The sequence below is a fragment of the Kitasatospora mediocidica KCTC 9733 genome, assembly GCF_000744225.1.
GTDB lineage: Bacteria > Actinomycetota > Actinomycetes > Streptomycetales > Streptomycetaceae > Kitasatospora > Kitasatospora mediocidica.
The window spans coordinates 915,551-937,908 of the sequence record NZ_JQLN01000001.1; the positions used below are offsets into that span (position 1 = coordinate 915,551).

At 68.4% G+C, this 22,358-nt stretch carries 15 protein-coding genes and 3 rRNA genes; 4 read left to right on the forward strand and 14 right to left on the reverse strand.

The window, feature by feature from the left end; translation table 11 throughout:
- Nucleotides 1–122: 122 nt before the first annotated feature.
- The 11 genes from BS80_RS03695 to BS80_RS03745 form a co-directional block, all read right to left on the reverse strand.
- A complete protein-coding gene (locus tag BS80_RS03695) occupies nt 123–596 on the reverse strand; it encodes a bifunctional nuclease family protein (RefSeq protein ID WP_035792482.1) in 474 nt (157 codons plus the stop codon).
- Between the two features lie 102 nt (nt 597–698).
- Entirely contained in the window at nt 699–1,430 is a 732-nt protein-coding gene (gene ftsR, locus BS80_RS03700) for a transcriptional regulator FtsR (protein WP_035793274.1), read from the reverse strand.
- A 143-nt stretch (nt 1,431–1,573) separates the two neighbouring features.
- The gene (locus BS80_RS38990) at nt 1,574–2,425 is read right to left on the reverse strand and encodes an FHA domain-containing protein (RefSeq protein ID WP_083974155.1); all 852 of its coding nucleotides are present in this window, start codon (nt 2,423–2,425) and stop codon (nt 1,574–1,576) included.
- A 202-nt stretch (nt 2,426–2,627) separates the two neighbouring features.
- Nucleotides 2,628–3,614, reverse strand: a complete 987-nt coding sequence (locus tag BS80_RS03710; protein ID WP_232246330.1) for a DUF881 domain-containing protein — start codon at nt 3,612–3,614, stop codon at nt 2,628–2,630.
- Nucleotides 3,615–3,631: 17 nt separating this feature from the next.
- Nucleotides 3,632–3,964 carry a small basic family protein gene (locus BS80_RS03715; RefSeq protein ID WP_035792488.1) on the reverse strand — a complete coding sequence of 111 codons (333 nt, stop codon included), beginning with the start codon at nt 3,962–3,964 and terminating at the stop codon, nt 3,632–3,634.
- The gene (locus BS80_RS03720) at nt 3,961–4,899 is read right to left on the reverse strand and encodes a DUF881 domain-containing protein (protein WP_083974157.1); all 939 of its coding nucleotides are present in this window, start codon (nt 4,897–4,899) and stop codon (nt 3,961–3,963) included. The genes BS80_RS03715 and BS80_RS03720 overlap by 4 nt, the downstream gene beginning before the upstream one ends.
- 111 nt (nt 4,900–5,010) lie before the next feature.
- Entirely contained in the window at nt 5,011–7,506 is a 2,496-nt protein-coding gene (locus tag BS80_RS03725) for a mannose-1-phosphate guanyltransferase (protein WP_035792494.1), read from the reverse strand.
- A 125-nt stretch (nt 7,507–7,631) separates the two neighbouring features.
- The gene (locus BS80_RS03730) at nt 7,632–8,243 is read right to left on the reverse strand and encodes a CDP-alcohol phosphatidyltransferase family protein (RefSeq protein ID WP_035792497.1); all 612 of its coding nucleotides are present in this window, start codon (nt 8,241–8,243) and stop codon (nt 7,632–7,634) included.
- 150 nt (nt 8,244–8,393) lie between these two features.
- A 5S ribosomal RNA gene (gene rrf / locus BS80_RS03735) occupies nt 8,394–8,510 on the reverse strand.
- 84 nt (nt 8,511–8,594) lie between these two features.
- Nucleotides 8,595–11,715: ribosomal RNA gene (locus BS80_RS03740) — 23S ribosomal RNA — on the reverse strand.
- Between the two features lie 284 nt (nt 11,716–11,999).
- Nucleotides 12,000–13,521: ribosomal RNA gene (locus tag BS80_RS03745) — 16S ribosomal RNA — on the reverse strand.
- The 16S, 23S and 5S rRNA genes sit together here, the layout of an rRNA operon.
- A 693-nt stretch (nt 13,522–14,214) precedes the next feature.
- Between BS80_RS03745 and BS80_RS03750 the strand changes: the two genes are divergently transcribed.
- A complete protein-coding gene (locus BS80_RS03750) occupies nt 14,215–14,664 on the forward strand; it encodes a PTS sugar transporter subunit IIA (protein ID WP_035792501.1) in 450 nt (149 codons plus the stop codon).
- Nucleotides 14,665–14,761: 97 nt separating this feature from the next.
- Entirely contained in the window at nt 14,762–16,432 is a 1,671-nt protein-coding gene (gene ptsP, locus BS80_RS03755; protein WP_035792504.1) for a phosphoenolpyruvate--protein phosphotransferase, read from the forward strand.
- 54 nt (nt 16,433–16,486) lie between these two features.
- Here the strand turns inward: ptsP and BS80_RS03760 are convergent, their stop codons facing one another.
- From BS80_RS03760 to BS80_RS03770, 3 genes are all read right to left on the reverse strand, one after another.
- Complete coding sequence (locus BS80_RS03760) at nt 16,487–18,538, reverse strand: acetoacetate--CoA ligase (protein ID WP_035792507.1); 2,052 nt, start codon at nt 18,536–18,538, stop codon at nt 16,487–16,489.
- A gap of 124 nt (nt 18,539–18,662) precedes the next feature.
- Nucleotides 18,663–19,205, reverse strand: a complete 543-nt coding sequence (locus BS80_RS03765) for an NUDIX domain-containing protein (protein WP_035792509.1) — start codon at nt 19,203–19,205, stop codon at nt 18,663–18,665.
- A gap of 32 nt (nt 19,206–19,237) precedes the next feature.
- Nucleotides 19,238–20,032, reverse strand: a complete 795-nt coding sequence (locus tag BS80_RS03770; RefSeq protein ID WP_035792511.1) for an NUDIX hydrolase — start codon at nt 20,030–20,032, stop codon at nt 19,238–19,240.
- 150 nt (nt 20,033–20,182) lie between these two features.
- Between BS80_RS03770 and mmuM the strand changes: the two genes are divergently transcribed.
- Both mmuM and BS80_RS03780 read left to right on the forward strand, forming a co-directional pair.
- A complete protein-coding gene (gene mmuM / locus BS80_RS03775) occupies nt 20,183–21,118 on the forward strand; it encodes a homocysteine S-methyltransferase (protein ID WP_232246332.1) in 936 nt (311 codons plus the stop codon).
- Nucleotides 21,119–21,272: 154 nt separating this feature from the next.
- Entirely contained in the window at nt 21,273–22,037 is a 765-nt protein-coding gene (locus BS80_RS03780) for an IclR family transcriptional regulator (RefSeq protein WP_035792515.1), read from the forward strand.
- The last annotated feature ends 321 nt before the right edge of the window (nt 22,038–22,358 follow it).

A 22,358-nucleotide genomic window follows, 5' to 3' on the forward strand; every position in this document is an offset into this window, starting at 1 on the left:
TAGGACCGAACATTTTGGCAAAACAGCTGATCGAACCGACCGCCATCGCTGACACCCTCTGATCGCCCGGCCGATCACAGCAGAACGGCACGGGCGCTACGTGGCCGCACGGGCGGCCCGAGCTACTGGGCGTTGCCGCCGAAGTCCTCCGGCGAGACCTGGTCGAGGAACTCGCGGAACTTCTCGACCTCGTCCTCCTGCTCGTCCGGGATGGCGATGCCCGCCTCGGCGAGCACCTCCTCCGCGCCGTAGATCGGCGTGCCGGTACGCAGCGCCAGCGCTATCGCGTCGGACGGGCGCGCGCTCACCTCCACACCACCGGTGAAGACCAGCTCGGCGTAGAACACACCCTCGCGCAGGTCGGTGATCCGGACCTCGGTCAGCTGCTGGCCGAGCGCCTCCAGCACGTCCTTGAACAGGTCGTGCGTCAGCGGCCGCACCGGAGTCATGCCCTGTTGGGCGAAGGCGATCGCGGTCGCCTCGCCAGGGCCGATCCAAATCGGCAGATACCGATCACCCCCCACTTCGCGCAGCAGGACGATCGGCTGGTTGGAGGGCATCTCCACCCGGACACCTACAACGTCGAGCTCATTCACAAGGCAACCCTATGGCCCCACAAGCGGATATGAAAGCGCGGCCCTCCCCGACGCGGCCTGCCGGGGCCTGTGCGCAACCGTTCGGGGTGTCCACGGCATGCCTTACTGCGGCCGGACCCTGAGCCCCGACTGCACCATCGTGGCGTGCAGACGAACGGCGAGGGTGGCCAGCTCGCGCGCCGTGGTCTCGGCGTGCGCCCGGGTCTGCGGGTTGCGGTGGCGGCGCAGCGGTGCCACCACTTGGTCCACCAGGGCGATCTCCCGCTCGGCCGCGGCCTTCACCTGCCGCAGGTGGCGCGGCTCCAGGCCGAACCGGCCGAGTTCGGCGACCAGCCGGGCGATCTGCAGGGTCTCCGCGTCATAGCCGCCGTCCGGGCCCGCGACCACCAGGCCGTAGGACTCCCACTCGACGAGGTCGCGCTCCTGCGCGCCGGCCGCGGCCAGCAGCTCGGCGCGGCCGAGCCGGACGCCGGACGGCGCGACGGCGGCGGCGACCAGCTCGCGGTCGGCCTCCTCCAGCGGCCCCGGGCGTGCCTCGGCCGTCGGCAGCGCCGGGGGCGCCTCACCACGCTCGATCGCGTCCAGGTGCTCGCGGATCACCCGCAACGGCAGGTAGTGGTCGCGCTGCATCCGCAGCACGTACGCCAGCCGCTCGACGTCCGACGCACCGAACTTCCGGTAGCCGGACGGGGTGCGCTGCGGCTCGACGAGGCCTTCCGCCTCCAGGAAGCGGATCTTGGAGATGGTGACTTCGGGGAAGTCGTCACGCAGGAACGCGAGTACCGCCCCGATACTCAGCAGCTCCTGGCCCCGGCGCTCACCGGACCGCCGCAGCGGTCCGCCGGGCTGCCTGGGGGACGTCACGCTCTGATGCACGGTCACTCGGGCTCTCCTGCCGACGTCGTGGTGAGGGACCCCCGCCTTCAGTGCGACCGGACTGCGGTCCGGGCCCGACGGGCCCGGACCGTACCCAGGTTCTAGTACCGGTGCGGACCTGCGAAGAACACCAGGCGGTACTTGCCGATCTGCACCTCGTCGCCGTTGTTCAGACCGACCTCGTCGATCCGCTCACGGTTGACGTACGTCCCGTTCAGGCTGCCGACGTCGGCCACCGAGAAGCCACCGGGCTGGCGGCGGAACTCCACGTGCCGGCGCGAGACGGTGACGTCGTCGAGGAAGATGTCGCCCTGCGGGTGCCGGCCCGCCGTGGTGATGTCCGCATCCAGGAGGAAGCGGCTGCCCGAGTTCGGGCCGCGCTGCACGATCAGCAGCGCGGAGCCCGGCGGGAGGGCGTCGATGGCGGCCAGCACCTCGGACGAGAGCGCCGGGGTGGTGCCCGTGCCCGTGGCGTGCGGGTCGTACGACTCCAGGCCGGAGATCGAGATGGTCGAGGTGGTCTCGGCCGGCAGCTCCGGGGCACCGGGGCTGCGCAGCGGCGATCCGCAGTTGTTGCAGAACCGGGCCGAGGCCGGGTTCTGGGTGCCGCACCGAGCGCAGAGGAACGGGCCGGTCATGTTCGCAGCCTCCTGGCGCGGCAGTCCCCCTGGGACATGCCCGGCGTAGGGATCCGGGGCAAACCCTCCACCAGAGGTTGAGGGTCCTGACTGGAAACCTATGCGCGGCGAACCCGAAGGGTCAACCGACGCGCCGTAGCCGCCGTCACGGAAGAGCGGACGTTCACCGGCCGCCTGGTAGTCGTCCTGCGGCGCGCCCCGCATGCCCGGCACCATGCCGGGGTCCTCCTCGTCCCGGCGGTGACGCGCGGTGGGCATCTCCACCGCCGCGCCACGGCGGTTCTTACGACCGAACAGCTTCGAGAACAGACTCACGGGCGAATCCCCTTGCGTGAAACAGACCCGCCCGCGGGGCAGGGTGAGAACCTCGGACAGGCGGCCGGCCCGGCGTCGGGCCGGGACTGCGAAAGTGGTACAGGACAGTGTGGCCGACGGGCTCGGTGCGCTCCGCACCGGGGTCCTCTCGCAGGTGAGAGGCCTTGGGGCCGACGGAGTGTCAGCCCAGACGGGCGGCCCGTCACTTCGCCGCCGGCTTGCCGTACTGCGGCGGCCGGGGCGCGGCCAGCGCGTCCACGGTCACCTTCTGCTGAGCGACGATCGACGTGCCCACCTGCTCCCGCTCCAGGGTGCGCACGATGCCGCCGGGGATGTTCAGGGCCGGCGTCAGATCCTGCGCATTGCCGATCACCGTGAAGCGGTAGGGCTGTGCCACGCCCTTGCCGTCGATCTGGACGCCGCCTGACGGCACGTCGGTGAAGTAGGTGTCGGCCACCACACGGACATCGTTGATCTGAATCGCCTCCGCCCCCGCTGCTCGGAGTTCCTGCAGGGTGTCCAGCAGCATATCTGCCTTGACCTGCCCCTGCGGGTCATCGACCGTCAGTACGATTCCCGGTCCGCTCGCCTTCACCGTACCCGCCAGCACCCCCAGCTCCGCCGCTTTCTGGCCGGTCTGCTGCTGGGCCTCTTTCGCCTGGTTCGAGCTGTTCTCCAACTGGGCGTAGGACTGGTCGAGTTGGGCCTTCTCCTGCTGAAGCCGCTGCTGGCGGCTGTCCAGCTCGTCCAGGATGCGGACCAGGTCGTCCTGGCGGGCGCCCCGCAGGGCGCTGTGGTCGTTGGTGGAACGGACCTGGATGGCCAGGCCGAGGCCGAGCGAGAAGAGCAGCAGGGCCACCACCAGCTGCCCACGCGATACCCGCGGCGGCCAGAGAGCGGCCCGCAGCCGCCGACGGCCGTCCGACGGCACGGCAACGGGCGCGACGACCCCAGCGGCCTCGGGGGCCTCTATGGGCTCTGTGGGCACCGTGGGGGCCTCTTCGGCCGTCCCAGGCACAGGCTCCTCGACCTCAGGCTCGACCTCAGGCTGAGGCTCGGCCTCCTCCGCCTCCCCGGACGCCTCCTGCTCGGGCTCCTCGGACGTCTCGCCGGCAGGCTCGTCGGCAGCAGGCGCGGGAGCCGGCAGCTCGCGCGCCTCGTCGTCCTGGTCCATCACGTCCTTGGTCATCTGCGGCAACCCCGGGCTCAGGCTCGGAACACGTGGCGCCGGATGGCCGCCGCGTTCGAGAAGATCCGGATCCCGAGCACCACGACGACCCCGGTCGACAGCTGCGAGCCGACGCCCAGCTGGTCACCCAGGAAGACGATCAGACCGGCCACCACCACGTTGGACAGGAAGGAGACCACGAAGACCTTGTCGTCGAAGGTTCCGTCCAGCATCGCCCGCACCCCGCCGAAGACCGCGTCCAGCGCGGCCACCACGGCGATCGGCAGGTAGGGGACGACGGCGCTCGGCACCTCCGGCTGGGCGAAGAGCCCTACGACGACGCCGGCGACAAGGCCCAGTACGGCGATCACGGTGTTGATGCTCCTGTCGGGGAAGGGCCGGGAGGGGCGGACGGCGAGGCGGTGTCGGGCTGGGCCAGGCGCAGCGTGAAGCCCACCGCGGCCGGCAGGTCCAGCGAGCGCTGCGCGGTGACGGTGTACTTGATGCCGTAGCTGGTCTGCAGGACCTTCAGGTACTGACCGCCCGGCCCGCTCTGGAAGTCCGAGCTCAGCTGCTTGGAGTCACCGATGGCGAGCACGGTGTACGGCGGCACGAGGGGCCGGTTGTCCACCAGGATGGCGTCCCCGGCCGCGCGTATCGCGGAGAGCGCGGTCAGCCGCTGCCCGTTGATCGAGACCGCCTCCGCCCGGGCCTGCCACAGCCCGTTGACGATCAGCTGCAGGTCCCGGTCGTGCAGCCGTCCCCCGCCGAAGCCGTCGGTGGTGCGCGGATTCACGGCGCTGCTGTCGTCGGTGCCAGCCGCGTCGTCGACCAGCAGCTTGAGGCCCGGCCCGTGGAGCGCCCCCGTGCCGACCGATCCCGCGAGATCCGCGAGCGCGCCGTCGCCGCCGGCCGACTTCAGGGCCCGCTGCTGCGCCTGCTCGACCTGGGTGCGCAACGCCTCCACCTGGCGCTGCAGCTTGTCGGCAGCCGCGGTCTCGTCGGTGACCCGCTGGGCGAGCGCGTCACGCTCCTTGGCCAGCGTCGGGGCCGCCTCGTTGGCGTTGACCGCGCTGATGGTCACCACCACGGTCACCAGGGCCAGGCCGAGCGCGAGCACCAGCCGGCCCCTGGTGGACGTGGGCATCCGGCTGCTGCCCACGGCGCCGCGGGCCCGGGCGGCCTCGGCGTAGCCCTCGTCCAGGCTGTGGTCCATCACGTTGGTCAGCAAGGACATCGAGGCGTCGGGGCGGGCAAACCGTCCGTCCCGGTCGCTCGGTGGTCGCTTCGCTGGCATGCCGGACATCGTCCCATGGCTCCGGAGCCGCTTGTGAACACCCCCCGAACAGAGCAGGTCCCCCGAGGGTCCGGACCTCGGGGGACCTGCTCTGTTCGGCTCGGCCTAGGCCGACACGGCCTAGCGGCCCGCGCTGTTCACCACGGCCGCCCACTCGTCCAGCAGGCCCTGGGTGGCCTCGTCGTCGGGGCCCTCAGCCCACAGGTGGGTGGTCGCCTCCGCCGGGTCGGGCAACACCAGGGTCCAGCGCCCGTCGGGCTCGACGACCCGGACACCGTCCGTGGTGTCCAGCCGCCTGTTCCCGGCCGCCTCGACCACCGAGCGCATCACCATGCCCTTGGCCGCCCACGGCGTCGCGATGTCGCGCCGCTGCATGTGGGCGTGCGGGATCCGTGCGTCGATCTGGCTCAGGGTCAGCTGCGTGCGTGCCACCAGCCCCACCAGCCGGACGAAGGCTGCGGCACCGTCCAACAGGCCGCTGAACTCCGGGACGACGAACCCTCCGCGCCCGTCGCCGCCGAAGATCGTCTCCTCGGCCGCGGCGGCCTTGGCCAGATCGTCCGGTGACGTGGACGTCCAGCAGACCTGGGTGCCGTGGTACGCCGCCACCTGCTCGGCGATCCGCGTGGTGGTCACCGGCAGTGCCACCTGCCCGCTGCGCCGTTCGGCCGCCACCAGGTCGAGCAGGACCAGCAGCGCCCGGTCGTCCTCGATCACCCGGCCGAGCTCGTCCACGAAGGAGACCCGCTCGCCGACCGGGTCGAAGCGCACGCCGAACGCGGCCCGGGAGGACGCAACCAGGGCGCCCAGCCTGGCCAGACCGGCCCGCCGCTCCTCGGCGTCCTCGGTCGGCCTGGCCTCGTCCAGACCGCCGCTGACGGTCAGGGCCTCCACTCCCAGGCGTCCCAGGATGCTCGGCAGCACCAGGCCTGCGCTGCCGTGCGCGGTGTCCACCACCACCTTGAGCCCGGCCTCCCGTACCCCGGTGGTGTCGATCGCCCGCAACAGGTTGCCTGCGTAGGAGTCGAAGACGCTGGACGGGAAGGTCAGGTCGCCGATCTCCCCGGGGAAGGCACGGCGGTACTCCTGGCGTGCGTAGACCCGGTCGAGCTTGCGCTGACCGGCCTGCGAGAGGTCGGCGCCGCGCTCGTCGAAGAACAGGATGTCGAGCGAGTCCGGAACCCCGGGCGTGGTCCGCAGGAAGATGCCGCCCGCGCTGCCTCGCGCGGTGTGCTGGCGCGCGACCGGCAACGGGACGTTCTCCAGGTCCCGGACGTCGATGGCACTGGTCTGCAACGCCGAGATCATCGCTCGTTTGAGCGCACGGGCACCCCTGGAGTGGTCACGCGCGATGGTGACGCTGGCGCCCTTCTTGAGCGTGGTCGCGTACGCCCCGGCCAGCCGCACGGCCAGCTCCGGGGTGATCTCGACGTTGAGGATGCCGGACACCCCGCGGGCCCCGAAGAGGTGCTCCTGACCCCGGGACTCCCAGATCACGGAGGTGTTGACGAAGGCGCCGGCCTCGATGGTCTTGAACGGATAGACCCGGACGCCGCCGGCGATGATCGACTCCTCGCCGATCAGGCACTCGTCGCCGATGACCGCGCCGTCCTCGATCCGGGCCGCGCGCATCACGTCGGTGTTCTTCCCGACCACGCAGCCGCGCAGGTTGGTCTGCGGGCCGATGTAGACGTTGTCGTGGATCACCGCCTTGTGCAGGAAGGCACCCCGCTTGACGACCACGTTGCTGCCGAGCACGGTGTGCTCGCGCAACTCGACGCCGGCCTCGACCTTGGCATAGTCGCCGATGTAGAGCGGACCACGAAGGATCGCCTCCGGATCGACCTCGGCACCCTCGGCCACCCAGACCCCCGGCGAGATCTCGAAGCCGTCCAGCTCGACCTCGACCTTGCCGTCGAGCACGTCCGCCTGGGCCTTGCCGTAGCTCTCGTGCGTGCCGACGTCCTCCCAGTAGCCCTCGGCGACATAACCGAAGACCGGCTTGCCCTCCTTGAGCAGCTGCGGGAAGACGTCACTCGACCAGTCCACCGACTGCCCGGCGGCCACATAGCCGAAGACCTCCGGCTCCATGACATAGATGCCGGTGTTCACCGTGTCGGAGAAGACCTGGCCCCAGGTGGGCTTCTCCAGGAAGCGCTCCACCCGGCCCTCGTCGTCGACGATCGTGATACCGAATTCCAACGGATCGGGAACCCTGGTGAGACAGACGGTGACGAGCGCGCCCTTGCGACGGTGAAAAGCGATCAACTCGGAAAGATCGAAATCGGTGAGCGCGTCCCCGGAGATCACCAGAAAGGAGTCGTCCCGTAGGGCGTCCTCGGCGTTCTTGACGCTGCCGGCCGTACCGAGCGGGACTTCCTCGTTGGCGTAGGTGAGGTTCATCCCCAGGTCCTCACCGTCACCGAAGTAGTTCTTGACCAGGGAGGCCAGGAACTGGACGGTCACGACGGTGTCAGTGAGGCCATGCCGCTTCAGCAGTCTCAGCACGTGTTCCATGATCGGCCGGTTGGCGACGGGCAGAAGCGGCTTCGGCATACTCGAAGTCATCGGGCGGAGACGAGTTCCCTCGCCTCCTGCCATCACAACGGCTTTCATTGCGGGTGCGTCCTCCTTCGCGGCAATGGACTCGTCGTCCATCAAACCGTTCCAGGACTCCTCTACCCGGCAAAAATGATCCGACGCGCGGATGGACGATTTAACTGCGACGCGGTTACGGCGTGTCAGCCAATCGCCACAGCGTCGGCCTTGATGATCTGCCGCGCCTGGACGGCATAGAGGATGCCGGCCCACCAGTAGAGGACCGTTCCCCACCAGATGAAGGCCCAGCTGACGACCGCGGTCGTGGTGTGGAACCAGCCGTCGCCCTGCCCCAGCAGCAGAAGCGGAAAGGCGTACATCAGATTGAACGTTGCCGCCTTGCCGAGAAAAGTGACCTGGAGCGGGCCGTAGTCGTGCCGACGCAGGATCAACAGCACGCCGAGGACGAAGGCCTCACGGGCCACCAGGATCGCCGTCACCCACCAGGGCAGGATCCCCCGCCACGTCAGGCCCACCAAGGTGGAGACGACGTAGAGCCGGTCCGCCGCCGGATCCAGCAGCTGTCCGAGCCGGCTGACCTGACCCCACCTCCGGGCGAGCTTCCCGTCGAGGTAGTCGCTGATGCCGCTGGCCATCAGAATCGCCACGGCCCAGCCGTCGTGGTTGGGCCCGCCGAACTGCGGCCAGAGAATCAGCCAGAGGAACACGGGAACGCCGACCAGGCGGGCCATGCTCAGCAGGTTGGGGATGGTGAGGACGCGATCGGTCTGGACGCGCGTCTCCTGGACCTCCACCCGGGGGGCCTCCTGTCCGGTACGACGATGGTGCTGGGCCGACTTTACCCGGCCGCCGCCGATGCGAGCGACACTCACAGCCCCGAAAACGGTCCGGAAACGCAGGTAACCCCCACCCGATTTCTCGGATGGGGGTTACCTGGAATGATTGTTCGGCGGCGTCCTACTCTCCCACAGGGTCCCCCCTGCAGTACCATCGGCGCTGTGAGGCTTAGCTTCCGGGTTCGGAATGTAACCGGGCGTTTCCCTCACGCTATGACCACCGAAACACTATGAAACTGTCAACCGCACCACCCCATGGCCACGAGGTGGGGTCGTTGTTTCAGAACAACACAGTGGACGCGAGCAACTGAGGACAAGCCCTCGGCCTATTAGTACCGGTCAGCTCCACCCATTACTGGGCTTCCACATCCGGCCTATCAACCCAGTCGTCTACTGGGAGCCTTACCCTCTCAAGGAGGTGGGAATACTCATCTCGAAGCAGGCTTCCCGCTTAGATGCTTTCAGCGGTTATCCCTCCCGAACGTAGCCAACCAGCCATGCCCTTGGCAGGACAACTGGCACACCAGAGGTTCGTCCGTCCCGGTCCTCTCGTACTAGGGACAGCCCTTCTCAATATTCCTACGCGCACAGCGGATAGGGACCGAACTGTCTCACGACGTTCTAAACCCAGCTCGCGTACCGCTTTAATGGGCGAACAGCCCAACCCTTGGGACCTACTCCAGCCCCAGGATGCGACGAGCCGACATCGAGGTGCCAAACCATCCCGTCGATATGGACTCTTGGGGAAGATCAGCCTGTTATCCCCGGGGTACCTTTTATCCGTTGAGCGACGGCGCTTCCACAAGCCACCGCCGGATCACTAGTCCCTGCTTTCGCACCTGCTCGACCCGTCGGTCTCACAGTCAAGCTCCCTTGTGCACTTACACTCAACACCTGATTGCCAACCAGGCTGAGGGAACCTTTGGGCGCCTCCGTTACTCTTTAGGAGGCAACCGCCCCAGTTAAACTACCCACCAGACACTGTCCCTGATCCGGATCACGGACCTAGGTTAGACATCCAGCACGACCAGAGTGGTATTTCAACGTCGACTCCACGACAACTGGCGTTGCCGCTTCACAGTCTCCCACCTATCCTACACAAGCCGAACCGAACACCAATATCAAGCTATAGTAAAGGTCCCGGGGTCTTTCCGTCCTGCTGCGCGAAACGAGCATCTTTACTCGTAATGCAATTTCACCGGGCCTATGGTTGAGACAGTCGAGAAGTCGTTACGCCATTCGTGCAGGTCGGAACTTACCCGACAAGGAATTTCGCTACCTTAGGATGGTTATAGTTACCACCGCCGTTTACTGGCGCTTAAGTTCTCAGCTTCGCCTAGTCGAAACTAGACTAACCGGTCCCCTTAACGTTCCAGCACCGGGCAGGCGTCAGTCCGTATACATCGCCTTACGGCTTCGCACGGACCTGTGTTTTTAGTAAACAGTCGCTTCTCGCTGGTCTCTGCGGCCACCCCCAGCTCAGGAAGTAAATTCCATCACCAGGCGTGGCCCCCCTTCTCCCGAAGTTACGGGGGCATTTTGCCGAGTTCCTTAACCATAGTTCACCCGAACGCCTCGGTATTCTCTACCTGACCACCTGAGTCGGTTTGGGGTACGGGCCGCCATGAAACTCGCTAGAGGCTTTTCTCGACAGCATAGGATCATCCACTTCACCACAATCGGCTCGGCATCAGGTCTCAGCCTCAATGAGTGACGGATTTGCCTATCACTCGGCCTACACCCTTACCCCGGGACAACCACCGCCCGGGCTGGACTACCTTCCTGCGTCACCCCATCGCTCACCTACTACCCTGTTGGGCCAGCGGCTCCACCACGTCCCTTCGTCCGAAGACTCCAGGCCGGCTTCGCGGCTTTAGCATTCAGAGGTTCGACGTTGGCGCTTCAAAGCGGGTACGGGAATATCAACCCGTTGTCCATCGACTACGCCTGTCGGCCTCGCCTTAGGTCCCGACTTACCCTGGGCAGATCAGCTTGACCCAGGAACCCTTGGTCAATCGGCGCAAGAGTTTCCCACTCTTGTATCGCTACTCATGCCTGCATTCTCACTCGTGAACCGTCCACAACTGGATTCCTCCGCTGCTTCACCCGGCACACGACGCTCCCCTACCCATCACAGCCCCCGTTGGGAGTATTGCTGCAATGACACGACTTCGGTGGTGTGCTTGAGCCCCGCTACATTGTCGGCGCGGAATCACTTGACCAGTGAGCTATTACGCACTCTTTCAAGGATGGCTGCTTCTAAGCCAACCTCCTGGTTGTCTGTGCGACTCCACATCCTTTCCCACTTAGCACACGCTTAGGGACCTTAGTCGGTGTTCTGGGCTGTTTCCCTCTCGACCATGGAGCTTATCCCCCACAGTCTCACTGCCACGCTCTCACTTACCGGCATTCGGAGTTTGGCTAAGGTCAGTAACCCGGTGAGGCCCATCGCCTATCCAGTGCTCTACCTCCGGCAAGAAACACGTGACGCTGCACCTAAATGCATTTCGGGGAGAACCAGCTATCACGGAGTTTGATTGGCCTTTCACCCCTAACCACAGGTCATCCCCCAGGTTTTCAACCCTGGTGGGTTCGGTCCTCCACGAAGTCTTACCTCCGCTTCAACCTGCCCATGGCTAGATCACTCCGCTTCGGGTCTTGGGCATGCAACTCAACCGCCCTATTCGGACTCGCTTTCGCTACGGCTACCCCACACGGGTTAACCTCGCTACACACCGCAAACTCGCAGGCTCATTCTTCAAAAGGCACGCAGTCACGAGACACACAGCAAGCTGGTGTCCGACGCTCCCACGGCTTGTAGGCACACGGTTTCAGGTACTATTTCACTCCGCTCCCGCGGTACTTTTCACCATTCCCTCACGGTACTATCCGCTATCGGTCACTAGGGAATATTTAGGCTTAGCGGGTGGTCCCGCCAGATTCACACGGAATTTCTCGGGCTCCGTGCTACTTGGGAGAAGCTCAAGTGAGCCGTACAGATTTCGTCTACGGGGGTCTTACCCTCTACGCCGGACCTTTCGCATGTCCTTCGACTACCCATACGGTTTCTGACTCACCCAGCCGCCGGCAGACGACTGAAGAACTTTCCCACGACCCCGCATTGGCAACCCCTGCCGGGTATCACACCAATACGGTTTAGCCTCATCCGGTTTCGCTCGCCACTACTCCCGGAATCACGGTTGTTTTCTCTTCCTGAGGGTACTGAGATGTTTCACTTCCCCTCGTTCCCTCCACATACCCTATGTGTTCAGGTATGGGTGACAGCCCATGACGACTGCCGGGTTTCCCCATTCGGAAACCCCCGGATCAAAGCCTGGTTGACGGCTCCCCGGGGACTATCGTGGCCTCCCACGTCCTTCATCGGTTCCTAGTGCCAAGGCATCCACCGTGCGCCCTTAAAAACTTGGCCACAGATGCTCGCGTCCACTGTGCAGTTCTCAAACAACGACCAGACACCCACCTACACAACCCCAAAAATGAGGCAATGTCCGTGGGACCGGCTCCAGAGGTACCAGCCATACGGCCGTTCCCTCAGGACCCAACAACGTGCCCGACACACCCGACCCGCTGAAACGTTCCACGCACCGAAGTGCAGTACTGGTAACAACCAACCGTGTGTGCCGAATAGTCAACGTTCCACCCATGAGCAACCAACCCGGGACATTCGCCCAGGTCTGGCTATGTGCTCCTTAGAAAGGAGGTGATCCAGCCGCACCTTCCGGTACGGCTACCTTGTTACGACTTCGTCCCAATCGCTGGTCCCACCTTCGACGGCTCCTCCCCTTACGGGTTAGGCCACCGGCTTCGGGTGTTACCGACTTTCGTGACGTGACGGGCGGTGTGTACAAGGCCCGGGAACGTATTCACCGCAGCATGCTGATCTGCGATTACTAGCAACTCCAACTTCATGGGGTCGAGTTGCAGACCCCAATCCGAACTGAGGCCGGCTTTTTGGGATTCGCTCCGCCTCGCGGCATCGCAGCCCTTTGTACCGACCATTGTAGCACGTGTGCAGCCCAAGACATAAGGGGCATGATGATTTGACGTCGTCCCCACCTTCCTCCGAGTTGACCCCGGCAGTCTCCTGTGAGTCCCCATCACCCCGAAAGGCATGCTGGCAACACAGAACAAGGGTTGCGCTCGTTGCGGGACTTAACCCAACATCTCACGACACGAGCTGACGACAACCATGCACCACCTGTATACCGACCACAAGGGGGCGACCATCTCTGGCCGTTTCCGGTATATGTCAAGCCTTGGTAAGGTTCTTCGCGTTGCGTCGAATTAAGCCACATGCTCCGCTGCTTGTGCGGGCCCCCGTCAATTCCTTTGAGTTTTAGCCTTGCGGCCGTACTCCCCAGGCGGGGAACTTAATGCGTTAGCTGCGGCACCGACGACGTGGAATGTCGCCAACACCTAGTTCCCACCGTTTACGGCGTGGACTACCAGGGTATCTAATCCTGTTCGCTCCCCACGCTTTCGCTCCTCAGCGTCAGTAATGGCCCAGAGATCCGCCTTCGCCACCGGTGTTCCTCCTGATATCTGCGCATTTCACCGCTACACCAGGAATTCCGATCTCCCCTACCACACTCTAGCCTGCCCGTATCGAATGCAGACCCGGGGTTAAGCCCCGGGCTTTCACATCCGACGTGACAAGCCGCCTACGAGCTCTTTACGCCCAATAATTCCGGACAACGCTCGCACCCTACGTATTACCGCGGCTGCTGGCACGTAGTTAGCCGGTGCTTCTTCTGCAGGTACCGTCACTTGCGCTTCTTCCCTGCTGAAAGAGGTTTACGACCCGAAGGCCTTCATCCCTCACGCGGCGTCGCTGCATCAGGCTTTCGCCCATTGTGCAATATTCCCCACTGCTGCCTCCCGTAGGAGTCTGGGCCGTGTCTCAGTCCCAGTGTGGCCGGTCGCCCTCTCAGGCCGGCTACCCGTCGTCGCCTTGGTAGGCCATTACCCCACCAACAAGCTGATAGGCCGCGGGATCATCCTGCACCGCCGGAGCTTTCCACCCACCCCCATGCGAGGACAGGTCATATCCGGTATTAGACCTCGTTTCCAAGGCTTGTCCCAGAGTGCAGGGCAGATTTCCCACGTGTTACTCACCCGTTCACCACTAATCCACCCGAAGGCTTCATCGTTCGACTTGCATGTGTTAAGCACGCCGCCAGCGTTCGTCCTGAGCCAGGATCAAACTCTCCGTGAATGTCTGCCCGTAATCGGGCTCAACACCCGCGTTGAGCGGCACGACAACCACCGGAATAGGGTGGCTACGTGCACTGCGTCCTCGCTGTGTCTTACTTCAAAAGGAATCTCCAACCCCGATCAAAGACCGAGGCCGGGGATGTCAACATATCTGGCGTTGACTTTTGGCACGCTGTTGAGTTCTCAAGGAACGGACACTTCCTTCGAACTGCTTTCGCAGCATCTCCGGGCGCTTCGTTCTTCGTGTCCTCAGCGTATCAGACTTGTTTCACTCCGTTTCACCGGAGATTCACGTTGCCGACTCGCTGCATTCACCATCACCTCGCGGCGACCTGAGCAACGATAGCCCGTCCGGGCCGGTGCGCCTAATCGAGCATCGTGGACCCTCACCCAGCGCTCGGCCAGTACCTCGCGCGGTGGCGCGCCGGGGCGGGCGTCGGGCTCACCCGTATGCCGTAGAGTGCGGCGCGTCGACCAAGAGGACTAGACCACTTGGAGGCGGAAGTGGCCTGACCGGCCCGGGATCGGGCCTGTGACCGACGGCGAGTCGACCTCGGCGTGTCGGGCACAGGCGCTCGGGTCTGCGGTGCCTTCTGTCACGAGATGTCCGACCTTGACATGATTTAGGCTTCAGACGATCATCCCGCCGCTGCCTGCGGCAGCTCGCTGTACTCCGCACCTGGGAGGCTCCTCCATGACCACTGTGACGTCGCCGCTGAGCGGCCGCGCCGTTGGGCTCGCTGCCGTGCCCGACCCCGTATTCTCCGGCGCGATGGTGGGCCCCGGCACCGCCATCGACCCGGTGCGCGAGCCGACCTCGGCCGTCGCGCCCGTGGACGGTCTCGTCGTCTCGATGCACCCGCACGCGTTCGTCGTGATGGACGCCGACGGGCACGGGGTGCTCACCCACCTCGGGATCGACACCGTCCAGCTCAACGGCGAGGGCTTCGAGCTCCTGGTGAACAAGGGGGACCAGGTGAAGCGCGGTCAGCCGGTGATCAACTGGAACCCGGCCGCCGTCGAGGCAGCGGGCAAGTCTCCGATCTCCCCGATCGTGGCCCTGGAGGCCGCGGCCGACGCGCTCGGCGCGGTCGCCGAGTCGGGTGACGTCGCCAGCGGCGACGACCTCTTCACCTGGAACTGAGCAGCACCCCACAAGCGCGGACAGCGCACCGTCCCACGTGCTCTCGTGGGACGGTTCAGCACATCCAGGCCCAGAGCCAGGTGAGAGGAATGAAGCAATGGACAGGACGCTGCGCGGCGTAGGTGTCAGTCACGGGGTCGCGATCGGCCAGGTGCGGCACATGGGGACCGCGGTGCTGGAGCCGCCGGCCACCCAGATCCCGAGCGAGGACGCGCCGCGCGAGCAGGCCCGTGCCCAGCAGGCCGTGGACGCGGTGGCCGCCGACCTGATCGCGCGCGGCAACCTGGCCGGCGGCGAGGCGCAGGGGGTGCTGGAGGCCCAGGCCCTGATGGCACAGGACCCCGAGCTGATGGCGGACGTCCAGCGCCGGATCACCGTCGGCAGCAGCGCCGAGCGCGGCGTCTACGACGCGTTCGCCGCCTACCGCGCGCTGCTGGCCTCGGCGGGCGAATACCTGGCGGGCCGGGTGGCCGACCTGGACGACGTCCGCAACCGGATCGTCGCGCGGCTGCTCGGCGTGCCGATGCCGGGTGTGCCGGACAGCGACGAGCCGTACGTCCTGTTCGCCCGTGACCTCGCGCCGGCCGACACCGCGCTGCTCGACCCGACGCTGGTGCTCGGGTTCGTCACCGAGGAGGGTGGCCCGACCAGCCACAGCGCCATCCTGGCCCGGGCGATGGGCGTGCCCGCCGTGGTCGCGCTGCCCGGTGCGACCGACGTGGCCGAGGGTGTGGTCGTCGCCGTCGACGGCAGCAGCGGCGAGGTGCTGGTCGGGCCGAGCGAGCAGAAGCAGGCCGAACTGCGGCTGGCCGCCGCCGAGCGCAAGGCCGCGCTGGCCTCCTCCTCCGGTCCGGGGCAGACCTCGGACGGGCACCGGGTGCCGCTGCTGGCCAACGTCGGCGGGCCGGCCGACGTGCCGGCCGCGCTGGCGGCGGGCGCCGAGGGAGTCGGGCTGTTCCGTACCGAGTTCCTCTTCCTCGACGACTCCGCGAAGGCGCCGAGCGAGGAGCGGCAGGTCGAGGTGTACCGCACGGTGCTGGAGGCGTTCCCCGAGGGCCGGGTGGTGGTCCGGGCGCTGGACGCCGGTGCGGACAAGCCGCTGGACTTCCTCACGCCGGCCGACGAGCCGAACCCGGCGCTCGGCGTGCGCGGGCTGCGGACGTTGCTGGAGCACCCCGAGGTGCTGGACACCCAACTGCGGGCACTGGCGAAGGCGGCCGAGGGCCTGCCGGTCCACCTGGAGGTGATGGCGCCGATGGTGGCCGACCGGGTGGATGCCAAGGCCTTCGCGGACGCGTGTCGCAAGGCGGGGTTGCAGGCGAAGTTCGGCGCGATGGTGGAGATTCCGTCCGCCGCGCTGCGCGCGCGGTCGATCCTGCAGGAGGTGGAGTTCCTGTCGCTGGGGACCAACGACCTGGCGCAGTACACCTTCGCGGCGGACCGCCAGGTCGGCTCGCTCGCCCGGCTGCAGGACCCGTGGCAGCCCGCGCTGCTCGACCTGGTCGCGGCGTCGGCCGAGGCCGCGACGGCCACCGGCAAGAGCTGCGGCGTCTGCGGTGAGGCGGCTGCCGACCCGCTGCTCGCCTGCGTGCTGACGGGTCTGGGCGTGACCAGCTTGTCGATGGGCGCCGCGTCGATCCCCTATGTCCGGGCGGCGTTGGCCAAGGTCACGCTGGCGCAGTGCCGGCGGGCGGCCGAGGCGGCCCGGGCCACGGACAGCGCGGACGAAGCGCGCGCCGCGGCGCAGCACGTGCTGTCCGGCGAGTAGGACCGCGCGGGAAAGGGCGCCTCACCAGTGGTGGGGCGCCCTTTCGCGTTGGCCTCAGGCGCGGCGGTCGCGGCCGAGCTGCTCGAAGAACCGCAGGTGGTCGAGGTTGTCGACGGAGCCCGGGTTGACGGCCTGCTCCAGCGGGGTGCCGGAGAGCAGGCGCTTGACCGGGACCTCGATGCGCTTGCCGGTGAGGGTGTGGGGCAGTCCGGTGACGGCGATGACCTCGTCGGGGACGTGGCGAGGGGACAGCTCGGAGCGCAGCGAGTTGCGGATCCGGGTGCGCAGAGCGTCGTCGAGGACGGCGCCGGGGGCGAGGACGACGAAGAGCGGCATCCAGTAGCCGCCTTCGTCCTCCTCCAGGCCGATCACCAGGGACTCGGCGATCTCGGGGAGGCGTTCGACGACCTCGTAGATGTCCGAGGAGCCCATCCGGACGCCCTGGCGGTTCAGCGTGGAGTCGGAGCGGCCGTGGATCACCACGGTGCCGCGCGAGGTGACGGTGATCCAGTCGCCGTGCCGCCAGATACCGGGGTACATGTCGAAGTAGCTGTCGTGGTAGCGGACGCCGTCGGGGTCGTTCCAGAAGCCGGTGGGCATCGAGGGCAGCGGCTTGGTGACCACCAGCTCGCCGACCGCGTCGGTGTGCGGCGCGCCCTTGACGTCCCAGGACTCGACGGCGGCGCCCAGGCAGGGCCCCTGGATCTCGCCGAGGTGGACCGGGAGGGTCGGCACGCCGCCGACGAAGCAGCTGCAGACGTCCGTGCCGCCGCTGACTGAGGCGAGCCAGACGTCGGGCTTGACCTCGTCGTAGATCCAGCGGAAGCCGTCGGGCGGCAGCGGGGAGCCGGTGGTGCCGAGGCAGCGCACCGCGCTGAGGTCCAGGTCGCGGCCGGGGTGCAGGTCCGCCTTGCGGCTGGCGACCACGTAGGCGGCGGAGGTGCCGAGGACGGTGGCCTTGCTGCGGGCGGCCACCTGCCAGAGCGCGGAGGTGTCGGGGTGGCCCGGGCTGCCGTCGTAGGTGACGACGGTGGCGCCGACCAGGAGGCCGGCGACCAGGAAGTTCCACATCATCCAGCCGGTGGACGTGTACCAGAGGAAGCGGTCCTCGGGACCGAGGTCCAGGTGCAGGCCGGCCTGCTTGAGGTGCTCGACCAGGATGCCGCCCTGGCTCTGCACGATGGCCTTGGGCAGGCCGGTGGTGCCGGAGGAGTAGAGCACCCAGAGCGGGTGGTCGAAGGGCAGCGGCTCGAACACCGGGGACTCGTCGCCCGCCGTCAGGTCGTCCCAGTGCAGGGCGCCCTCGGGGGCCGGGGAACCGAGCAGCGGGACGTGGACGACGGCGCGCACGGTGGGCAGTTCGCGGCGCAGCTCGGCGACCGTGTCGGTGCGGTCGAAGTCCTTGCCGCCGTAGCGGTAGCCGTCCACGGCGAACAGGACGACGGGCTCGATCTGCTGGAACCGGTCCAGCACGCTGCGGGCGCCGAAGTCGGGGGCGCAGGACGTCCAGATCGCGCCGACCGCGGCGGTGGCCAGCAGCGCGACGACGGCCTGCGGGATGTTCGGCAGGTAGGCGCCGACCCGGTCGCCGGGGCCGACGCCCTGGGCGCGCAGCGCGGCGGCGAGGGAGCCGACCTGGCGGCGCAGCTCGGCCCAGGTGAGGGTGAGCGGCTCGGTGCTCGTCTCGTCGAGGTGCAGGATCGCCGGGCGCTCGGCGTGCGCGGGGTCCTCGCCGAAGCGCAGGGCGTGCTCGGCGTAGTTGAGGCGCGCGCCGGGGAACCAGCGGGCGCCGGGCATCGCTGCGTCGGCGAGGGCGGTCTGCGGCGGGGTGGCGAAGCGGACGTCGAACCACTGGGTGACGGCGGTCCAGAAGCGGTCCGGGTCCTCGGTCGACCAGGCGTGCAGGGCGGCGTAGCGGGCAGCCGCGGTGGCGTCGTCCGCCACCGGCGCCAGCGGGGCGGCGGGTGCGCCGTGGTGCTCGGCGGCCCAGGCCTGGAAGGCGACGATTTGGGTGGCGGCGGCCGCGGCCGGGTCGGGGCGCCAGAGCGGCTCGTCGGGCGCGTGAGCTGCGACGACTGGGGTCTGGTCCTGGGGTGGGGTGCTCACGGTGGTGGTCTCCCGGCCGAGGGTGAGGACGGGTGAGCGCTGTTGGCGCGGTCCGTCCGGTACGTGCTGACGGTGCAAGACCCTGCCATGTGATCGTCGGGTGCGCCAGGGGGGTATGGACGGCTCAACGGAGGTGGGCGAACTCGCCCTTGAACCAGGCGGCGCAGACCCGGGTGTGGAAGGGGAAGGCGAGCTCGACCGGGGTGTCGATCAGCTGCCAGCCCTCGGTCTCGTCGGTGGGCCGGGACGGCGGCAGGGCGGCGAGTTCCTGGGCGGGGAGCAGGGCGAAGAGGCAGAGGAAGCCGCCGCCGGAGTCGGAGTCGGTGGCGACCAGGGTGACGTCGGCCGCCTGGGCCAGGATGCCGGTCTCCTCGCGCAGTTCGCGGACGGCGGCCTGCTGCCAGCTCTCGCCGTAGTCCACGTAGCCGCCGGGGAGGGCGAGTTCGCCGTAGCCGGGCTCGATGGTGCGGCGGATCACCACGAGGCTCTGGCCGCCGTCGGGCCGGTTGACCGGGAGCAGGGCGACGGTCACGGGCAGCGGGTTGCGGTAGCTGATCGCGTCGCAGCCGGTGCAGGTGCGCGGCCAGCCCGTCGTCCCCGCCGGGTAGGCGGCGCCGCACCAGTGGCAGTGGGCGAACGGGGTCCCGGTGGCCTCGTGAGTGGTCATGGGGGGATGGTAGCGGGGCGGGGGTGGCGGGGTCAGGAGGATTCGGAGCGCTGCGGGGAGGGGCGCAGCAGGGCGGGGTGCAGGAGGCGGGCGGGGCCGGCGCGGTAGGTGCGGGCGCGGGGGCCGCCGCGGCTGCCGCCGCGTTCGGTGGTGGCGCCGGTGCTCTCGACGAAGCCGGGGACGGAGAGCACCTTGCGGTGGAAGTTGCCGGGGTGCAGCTTGTCGTCCCAGACGGCCTCGTAGACGGCGCGCAGTTCGGGGACGGTGAAGGCGGGGGGCAGGAAGGCGGTGGCCAGCGGGCTGTACTCGAGCTTGGCGCGGGCGCGGTCGAGGGCGTCGGCGAGGATCCGGGCGTGGTCGAAGGCCAGGCTGAGCGCCGACTCGGGGCGCACCAGCGGGCCGGCCGGGTGCCAGGCGGCGGCGGACGCGTCGGTGCCGGCCTGCGGGTCCGGCAGGTCGGGGGCGAAGGCGAGGTAGGCCACCGAGACCACGTGCATCCGCGGGTCGCGCCCGGGTGCGCCGTAGGTGCCCAGCTGTTCCAGGTGGACCCGGCCGAGGGTGGCGGCGTCCGTGCCGGTGGCGGCGAGGCCGGTCTCCTCGGCCAGTTCGCGGGCGGCGGCGGTGTGCAGGTCCTCCTCGCCGGCGCGCAGGAAGCCGCCGGGCAGCGCCCAGGCGCCCTGGAACGGCGGGCCGCCGCGCTCCACCAGCAGGACGTGCAAGGCACCCTGACGAAGCGTCAGGGCGACCACGTCGACGGTGACGGCCACCGGCGCGAAGGCGCGCGGATCGTAGGCGGCGAGGAACGCGTGCTCGTCCTGCTCGGGCATGGCACCCAGCCTCCGGCGCTCTGGTTGTTCTCGGTCCGAGGGCAACGTTACGCACCCGTCGGACCGGTGACCGACACCTCCCCACGTTCTACAGTGCGAAGCACGGGGGAAACTGTGAGGCAGGGGCGAGCAGCTGGGAGGCGGGTCGCGATGCCAATGCCGGACGGCGCGTTCGCGCGGGCGCTGCGGAGCGGGCCGCTGGTGCTGGACGGCGGGCTGTCGAACCAGCTGGCCGCGGCCGGGTACGACCTTGCGGACGCGCTCTGGTCCGCGCGTCTGCTGCTGGACGCGCCGCAGGCGCTGGTCGCGGTGCACCGGGCGTACTACGCGGCGGGCGCGGACGTGGTGATCTCCGCGAGCTACCAGGCGAGTTTCCGGGGGTTCGCGCGGCGCGGCATCAAGCGGGCGGAGGCCGCACGCCTGCTGGCGTCGAGCGTCACGCTGGCGCGCGAGGCGGCGGACCCGCGCGAAGGGGAGCCCGCGCCGCGCCGTCCGCGCTGGGTGGCGGCCTCGGTCGGGCCGTACGGCGCGGTGCTGGCGGACGGGTCGGAGTACCGGGGCCGGTACGGGCTCTCGGTGGGCGCGCTGGAGCGGTTCCACCGGCCGCGCCTGGAGGTGCTGGCCGCCGCCGGGCCGGACGTCCTGGCGCTGGAGACGGTGCCGGACGCGGACGAGGCGGAGGCGCTGGTGCGCTGCGTCCGCGGGCTGGGGGTGCCGGCCTGGCTGTCGTACAGCGTCGCGGGCGGCCGGACCCGGGCCGGCCAGCCGCTGGCGGAGGCGTTCGCGGTGGCCGCCGAGGCGCCGGAGGTGGTCGCCGTCGGGGTGAACTGCTGTGCGCCGACGGAGGTCGGCGAGGCGGTGCGGATCGCGGCGCGGGTCACCGGGAAGCCGGTGGTGGCCTACCCCAACAGCGGCGAGGGCTGGGACGCGCGGGCGCGGGCCTGGCGCGGCGCGCCGACCGCGCTGGCGGCGCCGGCCCGGGGGTGGGTGGCGGACGGGGCACGACTGGTGGGCGGGTGCTGCCGGGTGGGCCCGGTACAGATCTCGGCCCTGGCACAGGAACTGGGGAGAAGTCCGGCGATCTGAGCGGTGCGGTACCCGAACGAGGGCAAAAGCTCCGAGAAACGGCAGGCGACGTGCGGGCGCGGGGGTGGGCCTGGCAGACTCGGGACGATGCCCCCGCGGTCGACATCATCACTACCCGTGCGACATTGTCGACCGCCCTTCAGTGGAGGTCCCCATGCCCGGCCCGATCCAGTCGCTCTCCCGAGCCGCCGCGATCCTGCGTCTGCTGGCCGGCGGGGAGCGGCGGCTGGGCCTGTCTGAGGTCGCGACCTCGCTCGACCTCGCCAAGGGAACCGCGCACGGCATCCTGCGCACGCTCCAGCAGGAGGGCTTCGTCGAGCAGGACCCGGAAACCGGCAAGTACCAGCTGGGTGCCGAGCTGCTGCGGCTGGGCCAGAGCTACCTGGACGTCCACGAGTTGCGCGCCCGCGCCCTGGTCTGGGCCGACGACCTGGCCCGGGCCAGTGGCGAGACCGTCTACCTGGGCGTGCTGCACCAGCGCGGCGTGCTGATCGTCCACCACGTCTTCCGCCCCGACGACACCCGGCAGGTCCTGGAGGTCGGCAGCATGCACCCGCTGCACAGCACCGCGCTGGGCAAGGTCCTGCTGGCGTACGACCCGGTGGCCCGCGGTGAGCTGGGCGAAGGCCCGCTGGAGGCGCACACGCCGCGGACCCTGACGGACCTGGGCGACATCGACGCCGAGTGCGCGCTGATCCGCGAGCGCGGGTGGGCGGACGCGATCGAGGAGACCTGGGAGGGGGTGGCCTCGATCGGCGCGCTGATCCAGGACCGCCGGCGCAACCCGGTCGGCGCGGTCTGCATCAGCGGCGCGGTCGAGCGGGTCTGCGAGGACGGCTTCGTCCGCCCGCAGCTGGTCGCCTCGGTGCGCAGCGCGGCGCGGGCGATCTCCCGCGACCTGGGCGCCGGGCGGTTCTGAGCCGCCACCGCGCACCCCTTCGAGACGTCTCCGACGGCCGGGCAGCATGCTGCCCGGCCGTCGGTGTTTTATCCGATTTTGCGGCCGTTTCGCTGCCAACTCCCCTGTTGGCGGTATCTGCCCGGCCGAGGGGAGGGTCACAGGGCGGTCACCGGCCTTGACGTGGGAGTCCATTCCAGGAAAGCTTCCGCCTAGCGGTCGACATTGTCGAACGGTGGCCGCAGAGACCTCCCCCCACGGAGAGTCCTCTGCCCCCGGTCGCCAGCACCACCGCAGGGACCCCTCCCAGGGACGGGCCGCCCGCACCGCCACGGTGCTCCC

What these genes read in the sequence shown, in the direction of transcription:
- BS80_RS03710 (WP_232246330.1), bottom strand. Translation starts at nt 3,614, where the DNA reads ATGACCAAGGACGTGATGGACCAGGACGACGAGGCGCGCGAGCTGCCG.
- BS80_RS03720 (WP_083974157.1), bottom strand. Translation starts at nt 4,899, where the DNA reads ATGTCCGGCATGCCAGCGAAGCGACCACCGAGCGACCGGGACGGACGG.
- BS80_RS03725 (WP_035792494.1), bottom strand. Translation starts at nt 7,506, where the DNA reads ATGAAAGCCGTTGTGATGGCAGGAGGCGAGGGAACTCGTCTCCGCCCG.
- BS80_RS03750 (WP_035792501.1), top strand. Translation starts at nt 14,215, where the DNA reads ATGACCACTGTGACGTCGCCGCTGAGCGGCCGCGCCGTTGGGCTCGCT.
- ptsP (WP_035792504.1), top strand. Translation starts at nt 14,762, where the DNA reads ATGGACAGGACGCTGCGCGGCGTAGGTGTCAGTCACGGGGTCGCGATC.
- BS80_RS03765 (WP_035792509.1), bottom strand. Translation starts at nt 19,205, where the DNA reads ATGACCACTCACGAGGCCACCGGGACCCCGTTCGCCCACTGCCACTGG.
- BS80_RS03770 (WP_035792511.1), bottom strand. Translation starts at nt 20,032, where the DNA reads ATGCCCGAGCAGGACGAGCACGCGTTCCTCGCCGCCTACGATCCGCGC.
- mmuM (WP_232246332.1), top strand. Translation starts at nt 20,183, where the DNA reads ATGCCAATGCCGGACGGCGCGTTCGCGCGGGCGCTGCGGAGCGGGCCG.
- BS80_RS03780 (WP_035792515.1), top strand. Translation starts at nt 21,273, where the DNA reads ATGCCCGGCCCGATCCAGTCGCTCTCCCGAGCCGCCGCGATCCTGCGT.